The organism is Chryseobacterium gregarium DSM 19109 (assembly GCF_000430845.1).
Classification (GTDB): domain Bacteria; phylum Bacteroidota; class Bacteroidia; order Flavobacteriales; family Weeksellaceae; genus Chryseobacterium; species Chryseobacterium gregarium.
On the sequence record NZ_KE387264.1, the window covers coordinates 173,081 to 189,941 of the forward strand.

Consider the following 16,861-nt stretch of genomic DNA (forward strand, 5'->3'; position numbering starts at 1 on the left):
GAATGAAAAAAATTATGCTCCTATTTTTTGTATTAATAAGCTTCTGTTTTTTATCGGAAATTAAAGCGCAGGTTGCCGAAATTTCAAGTCCAGACGGAAAACTGAAACTGAATGTATTTTCAGAAGAAGGAAAAGCATTGTATTCCGTGACTTTTCAGGGGAAAATAATGTTGGAAAAATCTCCTTTGGGTTTAATCACCAATGAATCAGATTTCTCTAAAAATTTAAAATTCATCAACAGCAAAAAAGATTTGGTTTTCAAAAGATACAGTAACGAAAAAATCAAAAAATCTGAAGTTGAGTACAAAGCCAATACGCTGACTGTCAATTTTACCAATGCAGACCAACATAATATCGGAATTGAGTTTCAGGTAAGTGACAATAATATTGCATTCCGATACGATATTCTGCCAATGAAAGACCGTTTTAGTTGTGTGATTCTATCGGAAGTAACAGGGTTTAAATTTCCGTCACAAACAACCACTTTTTTGTCACCAATGATGAAGCCTATGACCGGTTTTGCCCGAACAGCACCAAGCTACGAAAGTGGTTACAAAGCCGATGCAGAATTAGGAACAAAAGCAGATTATGGTTACGTTTTTCCGGGACTTTTTCATATCGGAAACGACGGGTGGATTTTACTTTCGGAAACGGGAGTCAACAGTTTGTATTGTGCTTCTCATCTTGACACCACTTCAGAAAAAAATCTTTACCAAGTTGCTTATCCCAATATGGCTGAAAACAATGGTTTCGGAAGTTCGGGAGCATCACTTTCTCTTCCAGGAAAAACACCTTGGAGAACGATTACAATCGGAGAATCTTTAAAACCAATCGTTGAAACTACCATTCCTTTTGATGTTGTAGAAACACTTTACGAGCCTTCGCAGAAATATCAATTTGGAAAATCTACCTGGAGCTGGATTCTATGGCAGGATAACAGTATGAATTATGATGATCAAACTCTCTTTATTGATTTGGCATCAAAACTCGGTTATGAATTCATTTTGATTGATGCTCTTTGGGATAAAAATATCGGCAAAGAAAGAATGAAAGAACTCATCCAATACGCAAAATCTAAAAATGTTGGGGTAATGCTTTGGTACAATTCAAACGGAACCGCCAATGATGCACCGATGGGACCGAGAAATAAAATGAGTTCTTCCATCGAAAGAAAAAAAGAGATGAAATGGCTGAAACAAATCGGTGTAAAAGGTTTGAAAGTCGATTTTTTCGGAGGAGACAAACAAGAAACAATGCGTCTGTACGAAGATATTTTGTCGGATGCCAATGATTTTGGTTTGATGATTATTTTCCACGGAGCTACTTTGCCGAGAGGCTGGGAAGTAATGTATCCGAACTATGCAGGAAGCGAAGCTGTTCTTGCCTCAGAAATGCTTTACTTTTCGGAAGATGTCCGCAAACAGGAAGCATTTTTTGCCACTTTACATCCGTTCATTCGAAATACGGTCGGAAGTATGGAGTTTGGCGGAACTTTTCTCAATAAATTTTTAACCAAATCAAACAAAGACAAAAATAAAAGACTAACCACCGACGGTTTCCAACTGGCGACAGCCGTTCTGTTTCAGAATCCGGTTCAGATGTTTGGGGTAATGCCGAATAACCTGACCGATGCTCCAAAATTTCAATTGGATTTTATGAAAGAAGTTCCCACACTTTGGGACGAGACGGTTTTCATCGACGGCTATCCCGGGAAATATTCGGTCATTGCGAGAAGACATCAGGACAAATGGTACATCGCAGGTGTGAATGCGGAAAAAATTGCTAAAAAACTTAAACTTAATCTTCCGATGCTGATAGGCAAAAATGTTGAACTAATCAATGATGATAAAGCCGGAAACACTTTTACAAAAACAGTTTCCATCAATAAAAAAGGAACATACGATATTGAAATCCAGCCGAATGGTGGTTTTGTGTTGAAGAATTAAGACAAGAATGATTTGGGCAGCTTAATCCGTCTTCCACTCCCGCTTTTTTGCTCGTCGTTCCTCCTCACAAAAAGAGCTCCGTTCAAGCCGGGCTGCTAGAGATTCAACACAATAAGACCCGAAGGGTTCAATATGAATAGCCGTAGTGAAATCGAGGAACGAGATTCGGCGAAGCCTATGGAACAAAAAAACTACAAAAAACGAACCTTGAAAGGGTTCAATTAATTATAAAGCCAAATAATCAAAATAAAATATAGATTATGAAAAGATTACCGAAACTACTCCTTGCCATATTACTGTTTGGTGCTTGTTTAAATTTACAGGCAACAGAACCGTTTATCACAACAAAAAAAAGCGATGATGCTATTCTCCTGAAAGATAAATCGGTCAAGATTTCATTATTTACAAATAATAACATCGATGCAGGAATATTAAGAGCCGTAAAAAACCTGCAGTCCGATTTTCAGAAAGTAACAAGTGAGCAACCAACTATTTTGAATCAGATTTCAGGAATGAATTCTCCTTTGATTATCATCGGAACGGTCGGAACAAAATCTATTATTGATGATTTAATCAGACAAAAAAAGATTGACGGAAAATCTTTAACCGGAAAAAGGGAAAAATACATCATCCAGAATATCAGCAATCCGTTTCCCGGAGTTTCCGAAGCAATTGTCATTGCAGGAAGCGACAAAAGAGGAACCATTTACGGAATTTATGAAGTATCTCAGCAGATTGGCGTTTCACCCTGGTATTTTTGGGCAGATGTTCCGGTAGTAAAGAAAGAAAATTTATATTTCAAAAAAGGAATTTATACCGATGGTGAACCAGCTGTAGAATACCGCGGAATTTTCTTGAATGATGAAGAGCCTTCGCTAGGTGGTTGGGCAAGAGCAACTTTCGGTGGCATCAATTCTAAATTTTATGAAAAGGTTTTTGAGCTGCTTCTTCGTTCCAAAGCCAATTATCTCTGGCCTGCAATGTGGGGAAAAGCGTTTTATGACGACGATGCTTTGAGCGGACCATTAGCCAATGAAATGGGTATCATAATGGGAACTTCACACCACGAGCCGATGGCGCAGGCACAAACGGACTGGCACAGATACATCAAAAAAAATAACCTTCCGAACGTCTGGGATTATTCTAAAAATGCTAAAGTTTTGCAGGATTTCTGGAAAGCGGGAATTGTTAGAAGCCAAAACTGGGAAAAACTCGTGACTGTAGGAATGCGTGGCGACGGTGACGAAGCGATGGGAGATGGAACTAATATTTCTCTACTTGAAAACATTGTAAAAGACCAGCGTAAAATCATTCAGAATGTTACAGGTAAAAATCCGAACAAAACGCCTCAGGTTTGGGCTTTGTATAAAGAAGTTCAGGATTATTACGACAAAGGAATGCGCGTTCCGGATGATGTAATTTTATTGTTTTGTGATGACAACTGGGGAAATGTTAGAAAACTTCCGGACCCTTCAAAACCTTTGCACAAAGGCGGTTACGGAATGTATTATCATTTCGATTATGTAGGCGGACCAAGAAATTCAAAATGGATTAACATCAATCCTATACAACGGGTTTGGGAACAAATGAATCTTTCTTATGAGCATAAAGTTGATAAAGTTTGGGTCGTTAATGTGGGTGATTTAAAACCGATGGAATTTCCAATCAGTTTTTTCTTAGAAATGGCTTGGAATCCGAAACAATTCAATTCTAAAAATCTTTTGGAATACACCGAAAAATGGTCTGCCCAACAGTTTGGCGAAAAGCATTCAAAGGAAATTGCCAGAATGATTAATCTTTACGCAAAATACAACCGCAGAGTTACACCGGAAACGCTTGACAGCAAAACATTCAGTCTGGAAAATTATAATGAATTTGAAACGGTTTTGAATGATTACCGAGTTCTAGCGGTGGATGCGTTACGTTTAAAAGACCAGATTCCGGCAGAATATCAGGATGCCTATTATCAGTTGGTTCTTTATCCGATTGATGCCTGCAGTAATTTATATGAAATGTATTATGCTGTTGCCAAAAACAAAGAATTGGCGGCTAGAAATGATATTCAGGCTAATTTCTATGCTGATAAAGTGAAAGAATGCTTCGAACGAAATGCTTATCTCGACAATAAATATAACAATGAAATTGCTGGCGGAAAATGGACGCATATGATGGACCAGATGAAGATAGGATACAAAGCCTGGTTTGACGGAAAAGTAAATATAATGCCTGAAGTAACTTATGTTTCGGAAACAAATGTTCCCAAAGAAAAAGTATTTCAGGAGAAAAATGGTTATGTTTCAATTGAAGCGGAAAATTTTGCAAGAATGAATAATTCTGACCGAATCCATTGGGAAGTGATTCCTGATTTCGGGAAAACAAAATCCGGAATTAGCACATTTCCACAGAATGCTTATCCGAAAGCTGATGAAAATATTTATCTGGAATACGATATAAATTTCGAATCCAAAGGCGAATTTGAAGTTCAGCTTTTACTTGCGCCGACTTTAAATTATAATCACAACAAAGGATTGCGCTATGAAATTTCTTTTGATGGCGGAACATCTCAAACTGTAAACTTTAATGGTCATTACAAAGGTGAATTAGGAAAATGGCAGTCGGAACACATCATTAAATCAATTACAAAACACCAAATTTCGCAACCGGGGAAACATACGCTTCGTTTCAGAGTTTTAGAACCGGGAATTGTTTTGGAGAAGATTTTAATCAACACAGGCGGACTTAAGTCAAGTTACTTGGGAGCGCCGGAAAGCGATTATTCAGGAAAATAATGAAGATGGTCATTGTTTAAAATTGATGATTGAAAGGTGGAATGAAGCAGACAAATTTTCAAAGGAAAGCCTTTAGAATATTAATTAATTATAACCTTTAAATCTATTCATTAGACCTATTTTATATCACAATTAAACAACTTATTACTATGAAAAAAATCTTCAAGTTTATACTTGTAATGATTACAGGTATTGCAATGTCAGTACAGCTGAATGCACAAAACGTGCAGGCAAAAGTAAAAATCGATAAGAATATTTCTTATCAGAAAATAACAGGTTTTGGCGGTTTTGTCTGCAGTCCGCAATTCGGATACAACCATATGACGACCACAGAAATCCAAAAACTTTGGGGCGCAGGCAGTGAAGGTGGGTATAATATTATGCGTCTCTATATTCCCGAACAAAGCAGCAATTGGAGTGCGGCTTTGGCAACGGCTCAGTTGGCAAAATCTATGGGACTTACCATATTCGCCAGTCCGTGGACCATGCCTGCAGACTGGAAAACCAATAACCACGTAAACGCAGTATATACTGATGCAAACGGCGTACAGCAAATCGGTTATCTCAAGCCGGAAAAATATCAGGATTATGCTCTTTATCTTAATAGTTTTGTCACCTATCTGCAAAACAACGGTGTTGCTCTTGATTACATATCCATACAGAACGAGCCTGATGAAATGGCACAGTATCAGGGATGTATCTGGACACCGACGCAAATTGCAACTTTTGTTAAAAACTACGGTCAGCTTATCAACTGCAAGGTAATTGCGCCGGAAAGTGTTGGTTTTACGGATAATTTTGCCAATGCGTTCTTAGATCCTGCGGTAATGGCGAATTTTGAGGTGTACGGAGGGCATCAGTACGGCTCGATGCAGTCTGTTTACAAGCAGTTTCAGAATTATAATAAAGAAATATGGCAGACAGAATATCTGATCAACTGGAATTCTTCAAGCAGCCAGACTCCGAGAGATTTTTTATGGAATACCGATGGCTTCACGTTCGCAAAAAGCGTCAATAATGCATTGCTTGGAAATGTAAATGCGTGGATTCATTACGCCTCAAAAAGATATTACGGTCTGATGGGAGACGGCACATACGGAACAGTTGCCGGAGACATGACCAAAAGAGGATATATTTTATCCCAATATGCTAAAAATACCACGGGTAAAACCAGGATTGACGCAAAATGGGAAACCTCAAGCGGAACTTTGGAAGGTTCGTCTTATATCTCGCTGGACGGCAATCAGATTACCCTTGTTGTTATTAATTCTTCCTCCAACACCTATGATCTTAAAGTTGATTTGCCATTTTTTACAACTTCAGGAGTACAAACAACTACTTCACAAGCTGTGAATATGACTTCATCACCTTTCTCTTTCAGTACTGCGAGTTTCCGTCCGACAGTTCAGGTGAGCCCTTCCAGTGTAATGACTTTTGTTTTTAATAAAAGTGGCGACAGACCGGTATCATTAATGACAGGCGGTGATGTTCATTATAATAAAATTGAAACTCAGATGCCTACTAATTCTGCGTTTGGTGTTAATTATCAGCTTAGCGGAAAAACGGTTACATTCTACAATTCTACCCCGTTGATAAGCTCAAACACAGATGCGAACAGCGGATATTTGAATCTGGATGACCGTTACAATAAGTTAATTTTTAATGTATTAAGCTATACAACAAGCAACTTGCCGACTTCATCAAATACAACATTGTATTATGTTGATAACAGCGGAACAATAAGATCTCATAATTATGGTAGTGTAGCATTTCCTGCACCTGGATCAGGGAGTTTTAATCTTGTTTTTGATATTTCCAGATCAGTTCTTCCGTATGGCTGCAAAGGAATCATAGGACTTAGAAGCGGAAATTACAGTTCCATTCTTACCCTGACTTTGGGTGATGTCTATTTCAATGTAGGCAATGAAAGAACTTCAAAATTTGCATCAGCATACTCGCTTACAGACAGCAATCTTATGGATGCCTTAGAAAATGAATATTATACATCTGTTGATTTCAAAGATGTTACAGGAAACACATCGGCAGATACTTGGAACAATGCTTCTGCCAATCTTAACAGTGTTTTTTATGTTAACGGAAGTGTCAGCAATAATAATGTAAATGTAGTTTCAGGCAATTCTTGCCAGAACCTTACGCTTTCAGATTTGGGTAAAGACTTTCAGGTTCCGTTCGGTTTTACAGCAAATTCTGCCACGTATACAAGAACTTTTAATGGGTATGGGATCGTTCTTTTACCTTTTCAGTCAGCCATTCCTTCGGGAGTTACGGCATACATGATGCAGCCGGGTTCGGGAAGTGTGGTTTGTACGCAGATTTCCAATGGGGTAATTCCTGCCAATATTCCTGTATTGATTAACGCTACAGGAAGTAAAACATTCACAGGATCAGGTGCTGTATCTACACCAAAAGCAATTACGGTCAATCAGATAAACGGTGTTTATCAATCTATAAAAGTGGCTGCAGGAGGCTATGTTTTGAAAACAGAAAGCGGAGTTACAGGATTTTATAAAGTAACAGCGGGCAACGAGCCTGTAATCAGTTCATTTCAGGGATATCTTACTGAAGATAATACTTATACTAATAATTTTCTTCCTTTGAATTTTGGTACGCTTGGAGTTGAGAATTTAATAACAGCAAAAGACGATATTATTCTATATCCAAACCCGGCTAAAAACGAAATTTTTGTTGATTGGAAGTCATCTGATGCAACTTATTCTATCATTGATGCAAAAGGAAGTACAGTTTCCTACAAAGCGAAACTGACCAACGGCAAAAACAGAATTGATGTTTCAAAACTTCCTTCCGGAGTATATTTTATTGAAATATCAGGTTCAGGGAAAAATATAACAAGCAAATTTATAAAGCAATAACCTTTAATCATATTTTTTCAAATTAATTTTTTTACAAGGTCATCGGGTTATTCCGGTGACTTTTTCTTTTACTACTATTTATAAATTAAGTGTAATATATACATTTATTCAAAATAGAATCTTATATTTGTCTTTATCACACTGCAAAGGAATATCCGGTGATAATATTCAATATTTATTAATAAAAAACTGCTTTAAAATCAATCATATGAACAAAATTTTATTAACCATATCAGTATTTGTTAGTACTTTCAGTTTTGCTCAGAATTACAAATATCCGTTTCGAAATCCCAATCTTCCTGTCGAGCAGAGAATTGAAAATCTTCTTGGATTATTAACCGTTGATGAAAAAATCGGGATGATGATGGATAATTCCAAAGCAGTTCCAAGACTTGAAATTCCCGCTTACGGATGGTGGAACGAGGCGCTTCACGGTGTTGCAAGAGCTGGAACAGCGACTGTTTTTCCGCAAGCCATTGGTTTGGCAGCAACCTGGGACGTTCCGGAACATCTCAAAACTTTTGAAATGATTTCTGACGAAGCCCGTGCGAAATACAATAAATCTTTTGATGAAGCCAGTAAAACCGGACGTTACGAAGGTCTTACATTCTGGACTCCGAACATCAATATTTTCAGAGATCCGAGATGGGGAAGAGGTCAGGAAACTTACGGAGAAGATCCATATCTTACTTCTGTTTTGGGTGTTGCTGCGGTAAAAGGATTGCAGGGAAACGACCCTAAATATTTTAAAACCCACGCTTGCGCCAAACATTTCGCTGTTCACAGTGGTCCGGAATGGAACCGACATTCCTACAATGCCGAAATTTCCAAAAGAGATCTGTATGAAACCTATCTTCCGGCTTTCAAAGCACTTGTTTTAGAAGGAAATGTAAGAGAGGTGATGTGCGCTTACAACGCTTTCGACGGACAACCTTGTTGTGCCAATAATACTTTACTTAATGAAATTCTCCGTGGTAAATGGAAGTATGACGGAATGGTCGTTTCAGACTGTTGGGCTTTGGCAGATTTCTATCAGGAAAAATACCACGGAACGCATCCCGACGAAAAAAGTGCAGCAGCAGATGCTCTAAAACATTCCACAGATTTGGAATGTGGAGATACATATAACAATCTTAATAAATCTCTTGCCAGCGGATTAATCACCGAAAAAGACCTCGATATTTCAATGCGCAGAATCCTGAAAGGCTGGTTTGAACTGGGAATGCTTGATCCGAAATCTTCCGTTCACTGGAACAATATTCCTTATTCTACTGTAGATTCTAAAGAACACAAGGAACAGGCTTTGAAAATGGCTCAAAAATCTATCGTGCTGATGAAAAATGAGAAAAATGTTCTGCCTTTAAATAAAAATATAAAAAAAATAGCGGTTGTAGGTCCCAATGCCGATGACGTAATTATGCAGTTGGGAAATTACAACGGAACACCTTCTTCAACTGTAACGATTTTAGACGGAATCAAAGCCAAATTTCCGAATGCAGAAATCATTTACGAAAAAGGAAGTGAAGTGGCAGACCCGTCTTCCAGAGCTTCTCTTTACCAGAATTTTCTAAGCCAGAAAAACGGAGAAAAAGGAATGAAGGTTGAGTTTTTCAACAATAACGAATTCAAAGAAAAACCGATCAATACTTCGGTTAATAAAACAGGAATTACCTACAACAGTTTTGGCGGGACACAGCTTGCACCAGGAGTCGCCAGAGAAAATACTTCAGCAAGAATTTCCGGGATTTTTAAAAGCAGTTATTCGGGCGAAGTCATATTTTCTGCCGCAACATCAGACATCTACACACTTTTTGTTGATAGTAAAGAAATCGCTACAAGAAAAGGTCCGGATGCAAGACATCCTTCGGAATTCCCCGTGAAAATGGAGAAAGGAAAAGAATATCAGATAGAATTGCGCCACAGTCAAAAAGGAAAATATGTAAGCATTGCCTTTGAAGTATACAGAAAAGACCCGGTAAATTTCGCTTCAGTAAAAGATAAAGTGAAAGATGCAGATGTGATTGTCTTCGCAGGCGGACTTTCTCCAAGTCTGGAAGGTGAAGAAATGCAGGTAAGTGCAGAAGGTTTCAAAGGTGGTGATAAAACTTCAATAGAACTTCCGAAAGTTCAGCGTGAACTGTTGGCAGAATTAAGAAAAACAGGAAAACCTGTTGTTTTTGTACTCTGTACGGGAAGTGCGCTTGGTTTGCAGCAGGATGAAAAAAATTATGACGTGTTGCTGAATGCCTGGTACGGAGGACAATCCAGCGGAACTGCCGTTGCCGATGTTCTGGCGGGAGATTACAATCCTTCTGGAAGATTGCCGATTACTTTTTACAAAAATCTTGAGCAATTGGATAATGCACTTTCGACCACAAGCAAGCATCAGGGTTTTGAGAATTATGATATGAAAGGAAGAACCTATCGTTATATGACCGAAGATCCTTTATATGCATTTGGTCACGGTTTGAGCTACTCAAAATTTACTTATGGCAATGCAAAATTGAGCAAAAACAGCATCAATTCTAATGAGAATATTACGATAATCATTCCTGTTACCAATACTTCAGAAAGAGACGGCGAAGAAGTTGTGCAGGTGTATGTGAAAAGAAATAACGATGCTTTGGCTCCTGTAAAAACATTAAGGGCCTTTGAAAAAGTTTTAATTAAAGCAAAAGAAACAAAAAATATTCAATTGACTATTTCAGAAGATTCGTTCAAATTTTATGATGAAAAAGCTGATGATTTGGTTTCAAAATCAGGAGATTATACCATTTTCTACGGCGGGACTTCTGATAATGCAGGATTAAAAAGCATCCAGTTGAAGGTGAAATAAACTATTCTCAATTTAGGAAACCTATAAGGTTTATCAATAAACAGAATAATCACACTGAACGTAGTCGAAGTATCTATTTTGGATTAATCCCAAAAATAAATTATCAATGAAAACAAAAAATAAAATCTTCACCCTACTTCTTTCAAGTTGCGCTGCGTTTTCAACTGCGCAAACCTCAAAGTTTACTTTTGATTTGGATGGAAGTCCTACCAACATCAAAATCCAGCCAACGATGTACGGGATTTTCTTTGAAGACATCAATTTTGCAGCCGATGGTGGAATTTATGCTGAATTAATCAAGAACCGAAGCTTTGAATTTGATGAGCCTTTAACGGGTTGGAAACAGCAAAATACAAAGACGCTTTCTCCGAATTTGAATTCCGGTTTTCTGACCATTTATTCAGATAATTCTAAAACCAATAAAAACTACGCAAGAATAACTATTCAGAATGATAAAAATTATCTTTTGGAGAATGAAGGTTTCCGAGGAATCGGGCTTCATCAAAATTCCAGATATGATTTCAGTTTCGATTTAGAAAATGTATCAGGAAACATTTCTGCACTCAACGCGAGTCTGATTGATGAAAACGGAAAGATAATTTCGACAGTTCCTATTCTCATTAAAGGAAAAGGATGGCAAAAATATACTGCCGTTTTTTCTCCATCAAGAACGGTTGAAAAAGCAAGACTGCAAATCACTTTTACCGGAAAAGGCGTAGTAAATATGGATATGATTTCCCTCTTTCCACAAGATACTTGGAAAGGAAGAAAGGGTGGTTTACGTAAAGATTTAGTTCAAAAATTATACGATTTGCAACCCGGATTTTTACGTTTTCCCGGAGGTTGTATCGTTGAAGGCAGAACGCTTGCCGAAAGATATCAATGGAAAAAAACATTGGGAAATGTTGCCGACAGAGAATATCTCATCAACAAATGGAGTTCAGGTTTTGCACATCGTCTCACTCCCGATTATTACCAGTCGTTCGGTTTAGGTTTTTACGAATATTTCCAGCTTTCCGAAGATTTGGGAGCAGAGCCGTTACCGATTCTAAGTTGCGGAATGGCGTGTCAGTTCAACACAGCCGAATTGGTACATTTGGAAGAATTAAATCCTTACGTTCAGGATGCTTTGGATTTAATCGAATTTGCCAACGGAGATGCTAATACTAAATGGGGAAAAATCCGTGCTGAAATGGGACATCCGCAACCATTCAATATGAAATATATCGGCGTTGGAAACGAACAATGGGGAGAAGATTACATCGAGCGTTATAAAATTTTCGAAAAAGCCATTCACACCAAATATCCCGATATCAAAATCATTTCAGGAAGCGGACCGTCGCCGGACGGAGAATTTTTCGATTACGGCTGGAAAGAACTCAAAAAACTCAATGCACAGATTGTCGATGAGCATTATTACAATTCGCCCGAATGGTTTACAAAAAATGCCGGAAGATATGATGCTTACGACCGTTCCGGACCCAAAGTTTTTGCCGGAGAATACGCTGCTCAGTCGGTCGGTGTAGTAAAACCGGATAATAAAAACAACTGGCAGACCGCCCTTTCGGAAGCCGCTTTTATGACCGGGCTTGAAAGAAATGCAGACTTGGTCACGATGACTTCTTACGCTCCGCTTTTTGCCCACGCAGACGGTTGGCAATGGACGCCGGATTTAATTTGGTTTAATAATTTGCAGTCTTACGCAACGCCAAATTATTACGTTCAAAAATTGTTTTCCAATAATAAAGGAACTGATTTAATTAAAATTTCTGAAAACGGAAATGCTGTAAAAGGACAAAATCAACTTTTCGCATCCGCAGTGAAAGACATTAAAAATAATGAATTGATTATCAAAATTGTCAATACAGATTCTCGTGAAAAATCAATTGAAATCAATCCAAAAAACATCAAATTAGGAAGCAAGTTGACCAAAACAACCTTGACAGCTTCACAACTTTCTGCAGAAAATAATTTCCAAACAGAAAATATAAAACCTCTTGAAGGGAATTCTTTGATAAAAAAAGGGAAGTTTTCTGTTCAAATCCCACCTAATTCTTTGGTTGTTTTAAAGGTAAAATAGCCCTTTAAATACCACCAATAAAAGAAAAAATAAAATTAAGTGTAATATTTACATTTATTTAAAATAATAATTTATATTTGTTTTATTCTCTCAATAAGAGAAATGTAAACATTTATTAAAATTTAATTCATCGCAAAAATGAAGAAATATGTTATCGGATTAGATTATGGAACAGATTCCGTACGTGCGGTACTGATTGATACAGAAAATGGAGCTGAACTCGCCACATCCGTGAGCTATTACCAAAGATGGAAAGAAGGAAAATTCTGTCAGCCGGAACAAAATCAATTTCGTCAGCATCCTTTAGACCATATCGAAGGCTTGGAAAAAACAATTTCAGATGTTGTCAAAGAGAGTGGAGTAGCACCCGAAAGTATTGTCAGCATTTGTATTGATACTACTGGTTCATCACCGCTTCCGGTAAATAAGGATGGAATTGCGTTGTCTCTAACTCATGGTTTCGAACAAAACCCAAATGCAATGATGGTGTTATGGAAAGATCATACCTCTATCGACGAGGCAGAAGAAATCAACCATTTGGCAAGAAACTGGGGTGGTGAAGATTACACCAAATTTGAAGGCGGAATTTACTCCTCCGAATGGTTTTGGGCAAAAATCCTTCATATCAACAGAGTTGATGAAAATGTAAAAAATGTGGCTTACAGCTGGATGGAGCATTGCGATTATATTACGTTTCTCCTTTCCGATAATCAGGATTTGGAAACCTTTAAAAGAAGCCGTTGTGCAGCGGGTCACAAAGCAATGTGGCACGAGTCGTGGGACGGACTTCCATCTAAGGATTTCCTTGGTCAGTTAGATCCGTCTTTAGCCGAACTTCGCGACAGATTATACGATAAAACCTACACTTCTGATGAGGTTGCAGGAAATTTAAATCAGGAATGGGCAGCAAAATTAGGATTGACAACCAACACTGTGATTGCAGTAGGAACGTTCGATGCCCATTCCGGAGCAGTCGGTGCAAAAGTCGAGGAAAATACACTCATCCGAATTATGGGAACTTCCACCTGCGATATTATGGTCGCACCCAATGAAATTATCGGAGACAAAACTGTGAAAGGAATCTGCGGACAAGTAGATGGTTCGGTCATTCCGGGATTGATCGGTCTGGAGGCTGGTCAGTCGGCGTTCGGTGATTTACTGGCTTGGTACAAAGATATTTTGATGTGGCCAACCCAAAACATTTTAATGAATTCTACTTTCATCGATGATAATCAAAAACAACAATTAAAGGAAGAAATAGAGAACAATCTTATCCGAAATCTGACTTTGGAAGCTGAAAAAATCCCTCTTTCCGAAGCCGTTCCTATTGCATTGGATTGGGTGAACGGAAGGAGAACTCCCGATGCGAATCAGGAACTGAAAGCTGCTATCAGTAATCTTTCGCTCGGTACAAAAGCCCCACATATTTTCAAAGCTTTGGTGAATGCCATTTGCTTCGGTTCCAAAAAAATCGTTGACCGTTTTGAAGAGGAAGGCGTGAAAATAGAAAAAGTAATTGGAATTGGTGGTGTTGCCAGAAAATCTCCGTTCATTATGCAGACGTTGGCAAATGTTCTCAATATGCCGATTGTTGTAGCAGCATCCGATCAGGCTCCGGCTTTGGGAGCAGCAATTTATGCTGCAGTTGCTGCAGGAATTTATCCCAACGTTCAGAAAGCAAGCAAAAAAATGGGTTCTGATTTTGAAGCTGAATATTTTCCGCAGGCAGAATATGTAGAAAAATATGCGGAATTAATGAGTCAATATCAGATTCTCGCTGACTTTACCGAGAACAATATCAAGTCAAAGAAGAAGTTGATCGTTGGCAGTTTATAGTTGATAGAAATCACATTCAATTTTAAAATAACAACTAATAACCAAAATTTTTATGGCAACTTTATCCGCCCTCCGTTCCCGCTTTTTTGTTCCGCTTTGCTACACAAAAAGAGCTCCACTCAGGTCGGGCTGCGAGTGATTCAATGCTGAAACTAAATCAATAACGAGCTGAAGCCTGAAATAAGTAAACTGTAATCTTTAAATTATTTAATCTTTCAATCATTTAATAAAACTAAAATGAGCATCTATAAAGAACTCCAGAGAGAATGTTACGAAGCCAATATGCAGTTGGATGCGTTGAAGCTTGTCGTTTACACATTCGGAAACGTGAGTGCCGTTGACCGTGAAAAAGGAATCTTTGCCATCAAACCAAGCGGTGTTCCTTACGAATTGTTGAAGCCGGAAGACATCGTGATTTTAGATTACGATGCCAATGTGGTCGAAGGAAATTTAAGACCATCTTCCGACACCAAAACCCACGCTTATCTTTACAAAAACTGGGAAAACATTGGCGGAATCTCACATACGCACGCCATTTATTCGGTCGCTTGGGCGCAGGCTCAAATGGACATTCCTATTTTTGGAACGACTCACGCAGACCATCTGACAACAGATATTCCCTGTGCACCGCCAATGCGTGATGATTTAATCGAAGGAAACTACGAATACAACACTGGAATTCAGATTTTGGACTGCTTCAAAGAAAAGCAACTGTCTTACGAAGAAGTAGAAATGGTACTCATCGGAAATCACGGACCGTTCACCTGGGGTAAAAATGCGGACAAAGCCGTCTACAATAGCAAAGTTCTCGAAACCATTGCAGAAATGGCGTATCGCACAAAACAAATCAACCCGGATGCACCACGCCTTAAAGATTCGCTCATCAAAAAACATTACGAACGAAAACACGGCAAAAACGCCTATTACGGTCAATAAAACATTCATAATTAATCATTCATAATTCATCATTATAAAAACTATGTTAACACCTCTCAATACAAAAGAAATCTGGTTCATCACCGGAAGCCAGCATTTATACGGACCTGAAACATTAGCCCAGGTTGCGGAACATTCAAGGAAAATCGTGGAAGCACTTAATATTTCTTCATCAATTCCTGTAAAAATTGTTCTGAAACCAACGGTAAAAACTACGGAAGAAATTTTTGAAACCCTTACAGCCGCCAATTTTGCGAAAGACTGTATCGGTATAGTGACTTGGATGCACACGTTTTCACCTGCAAAAATGTGGATTCGTGGATTGACCGCTTTACAAAAGCCAATGCTGCATCTACACACGCAATTCAATCAGGATATTCCGTGGTCTACGATGGATATGGATTTTATGAACCTCAATCAGGCAGCTCACGGCGACCGTGAGTTCGGATTTATGGTAAGCCGTCTTCGCAAAAACAGAAAAGTGGTTGTGGGACATTGGGCTGACGAAAGAGTTCAGAAACAAATCGGAGAATGGAGCCGTGTTGCAGCGGGCTGGGATGATTGGCAAGGTGCAAAATTCGCCCGTTTTGGCGATAATATGAGATATGTTGCCGTTACCGATGGCGACAAAGTAGAAGCAGAAACCAAATTCGGATTTTCGGTAAACACTTGGGGAATCGGGGATTTGGTAAGCGTTGTCAATTCTATTGGTGATGGCGAAATCAAAACTTTGATTGAAGAGTATGAAGCGTCTTATAAAATGGCAGAATCTCTTCTTTCAGGCGGAAGCAAAAGAAAATCTCTTGAAGTCGCTGCAAGAATAGAATTAGGGTTGGAAAAATTTCTGAAAGACGGAAATTTCAAAGGTTTCTCCGATACTTTTGAAGACCTTCACGGTTTGGAACAGCTTCCCGGAATTGCCATTCAGAGATTAATGGAAAAAGGCTACGGTTTTGCCGGAGAAGGAGATTGGAAAACAGCGGCTTTAGTTCGTGCAATGAAAACAATGGGACAAGGTCTTGAAGGCGGAAATGCCTTTATGGAAGATTATACGTACCATCTCAATCCTTCAAATCCTTCGGTTTTAGGCTCACATATGCTGGAAGTTGACCCTGTTTTGGCAGTTGACAAACCATCTTGCGAGATTCATCCCTTGGGAATTGGTGGCAAGGCAGATCCTGTTCGTCTGGTTTTCAATTCAAGAGGAAATATTGATTCTCTGAATGCTGCTTTGATGGATTTTGGAAATCATTTCAGGCTGTTAATCAACAAAACAAAAGCATTGGAAATCACGGAAGAATTACCAAAACTTCCTGTGGCAAGAGTCCTTTGGAAGCCGCTTCCGGATTTGTACACGGCGGCAGAAGCATGGATTTTGGCTGGTGGAGCACATCATACGTGTTATAGTGAAAACATCAGTGCGGAACAATTAGAAGATTTTGCAGAAATTGCAGGAATTGAATCTCTTGTTATTGATGAAGATACGAAAATCCGTGATTTCAAGAATACCCTTCGCTGGAATGAAATTTATTGTCGTTAAACTTGCA

The 16,861-nt window shown here is 38.6% G+C and carries 8 protein-coding genes; all 8 read left to right on the forward strand.

All coding sequences use genetic code 11. The features are described from left to right. The first annotated feature begins 2 nt into the window (after positions 1-2). Positions 3-1,946: a glycoside hydrolase family 97 protein gene (locus H561_RS0121065; RefSeq protein WP_027388746.1), complete on the forward strand. Its 1,944-nt coding sequence runs from the start codon at positions 3-5 to the stop codon at positions 1,944-1,946. Between the two features lie 260 nt (positions 1,947-2,206). Further along, positions 2,207-4,735 (forward strand): glycosyl hydrolase 115 family protein, encoded by a 2,529-nt coding sequence (locus H561_RS0121070; RefSeq protein WP_027388747.1) that lies wholly within the window; start codon positions 2,207-2,209, stop codon positions 4,733-4,735. Positions 4,736-4,884: 149 nt separating this feature from the next. After that, positions 4,885-7,626 (forward strand): T9SS type A sorting domain-containing protein, encoded by a 2,742-nt coding sequence (locus H561_RS0121075; protein ID WP_027388748.1) that lies wholly within the window; start codon positions 4,885-4,887, stop codon positions 7,624-7,626. A gap of 208 nt (positions 7,627-7,834) precedes the next feature. Further along, on the forward strand, positions 7,835-10,462 hold the full coding sequence (locus H561_RS0121080) for a glycoside hydrolase family 3 C-terminal domain-containing protein (RefSeq protein WP_027388749.1): 2,628 nt from the start codon (positions 7,835-7,837) through the stop codon (positions 10,460-10,462). Between the two features lie 106 nt (positions 10,463-10,568). Then, on the forward strand, positions 10,569-12,542 hold the full coding sequence (locus H561_RS0121085; protein WP_027388750.1) for an alpha-L-arabinofuranosidase C-terminal domain-containing protein: 1,974 nt from the start codon (positions 10,569-10,571) through the stop codon (positions 12,540-12,542). A 138-nt stretch (positions 12,543-12,680) separates the two neighbouring features. Continuing rightward, positions 12,681-14,378: a ribulokinase gene (locus H561_RS0121090; RefSeq protein WP_027388751.1), complete on the forward strand. Its 1,698-nt coding sequence runs from the start codon at positions 12,681-12,683 to the stop codon at positions 14,376-14,378. Between the two features lie 237 nt (positions 14,379-14,615). After that, positions 14,616-15,314, forward strand: a complete 699-nt coding sequence (locus H561_RS0121095) for an L-ribulose-5-phosphate 4-epimerase (protein WP_027388752.1) — start codon at positions 14,616-14,618, stop codon at positions 15,312-15,314. Between the two features lie 43 nt (positions 15,315-15,357). Next, on the forward strand, positions 15,358-16,854 hold the full coding sequence (gene araA, locus H561_RS0121100) for an L-arabinose isomerase (RefSeq protein ID WP_027388753.1): 1,497 nt from the start codon (positions 15,358-15,360) through the stop codon (positions 16,852-16,854). Positions 16,855-16,861 lie beyond the last annotated feature (7 nt).

What these genes read in the sequence shown, in the direction of transcription:
- H561_RS0121080 (WP_027388749.1), top strand. Translation starts at nt 7,835, where the DNA reads ATGAACAAAATTTTATTAACCATATCAGTATTTGTTAGTACTTTCAGT.
- H561_RS0121070 (WP_027388747.1), top strand. Translation starts at nt 2,207, where the DNA reads ATGAAAAGATTACCGAAACTACTCCTTGCCATATTACTGTTTGGTGCT.
- H561_RS0121085 (WP_027388750.1), top strand. Translation starts at nt 10,569, where the DNA reads ATGAAAACAAAAAATAAAATCTTCACCCTACTTCTTTCAAGTTGCGCT.
- H561_RS0121065 (WP_027388746.1), top strand. Translation starts at nt 3, where the DNA reads ATGAAAAAAATTATGCTCCTATTTTTTGTATTAATAAGCTTCTGTTTT.
- H561_RS0121075 (WP_027388748.1), top strand. Translation starts at nt 4,885, where the DNA reads ATGAAAAAAATCTTCAAGTTTATACTTGTAATGATTACAGGTATTGCA.
- H561_RS0121090 (WP_027388751.1), top strand. Translation starts at nt 12,681, where the DNA reads ATGAAGAAATATGTTATCGGATTAGATTATGGAACAGATTCCGTACGT.
- H561_RS0121095 (WP_027388752.1), top strand. Translation starts at nt 14,616, where the DNA reads ATGAGCATCTATAAAGAACTCCAGAGAGAATGTTACGAAGCCAATATG.
- araA (WP_027388753.1), top strand. Translation starts at nt 15,358, where the DNA reads ATGTTAACACCTCTCAATACAAAAGAAATCTGGTTCATCACCGGAAGC.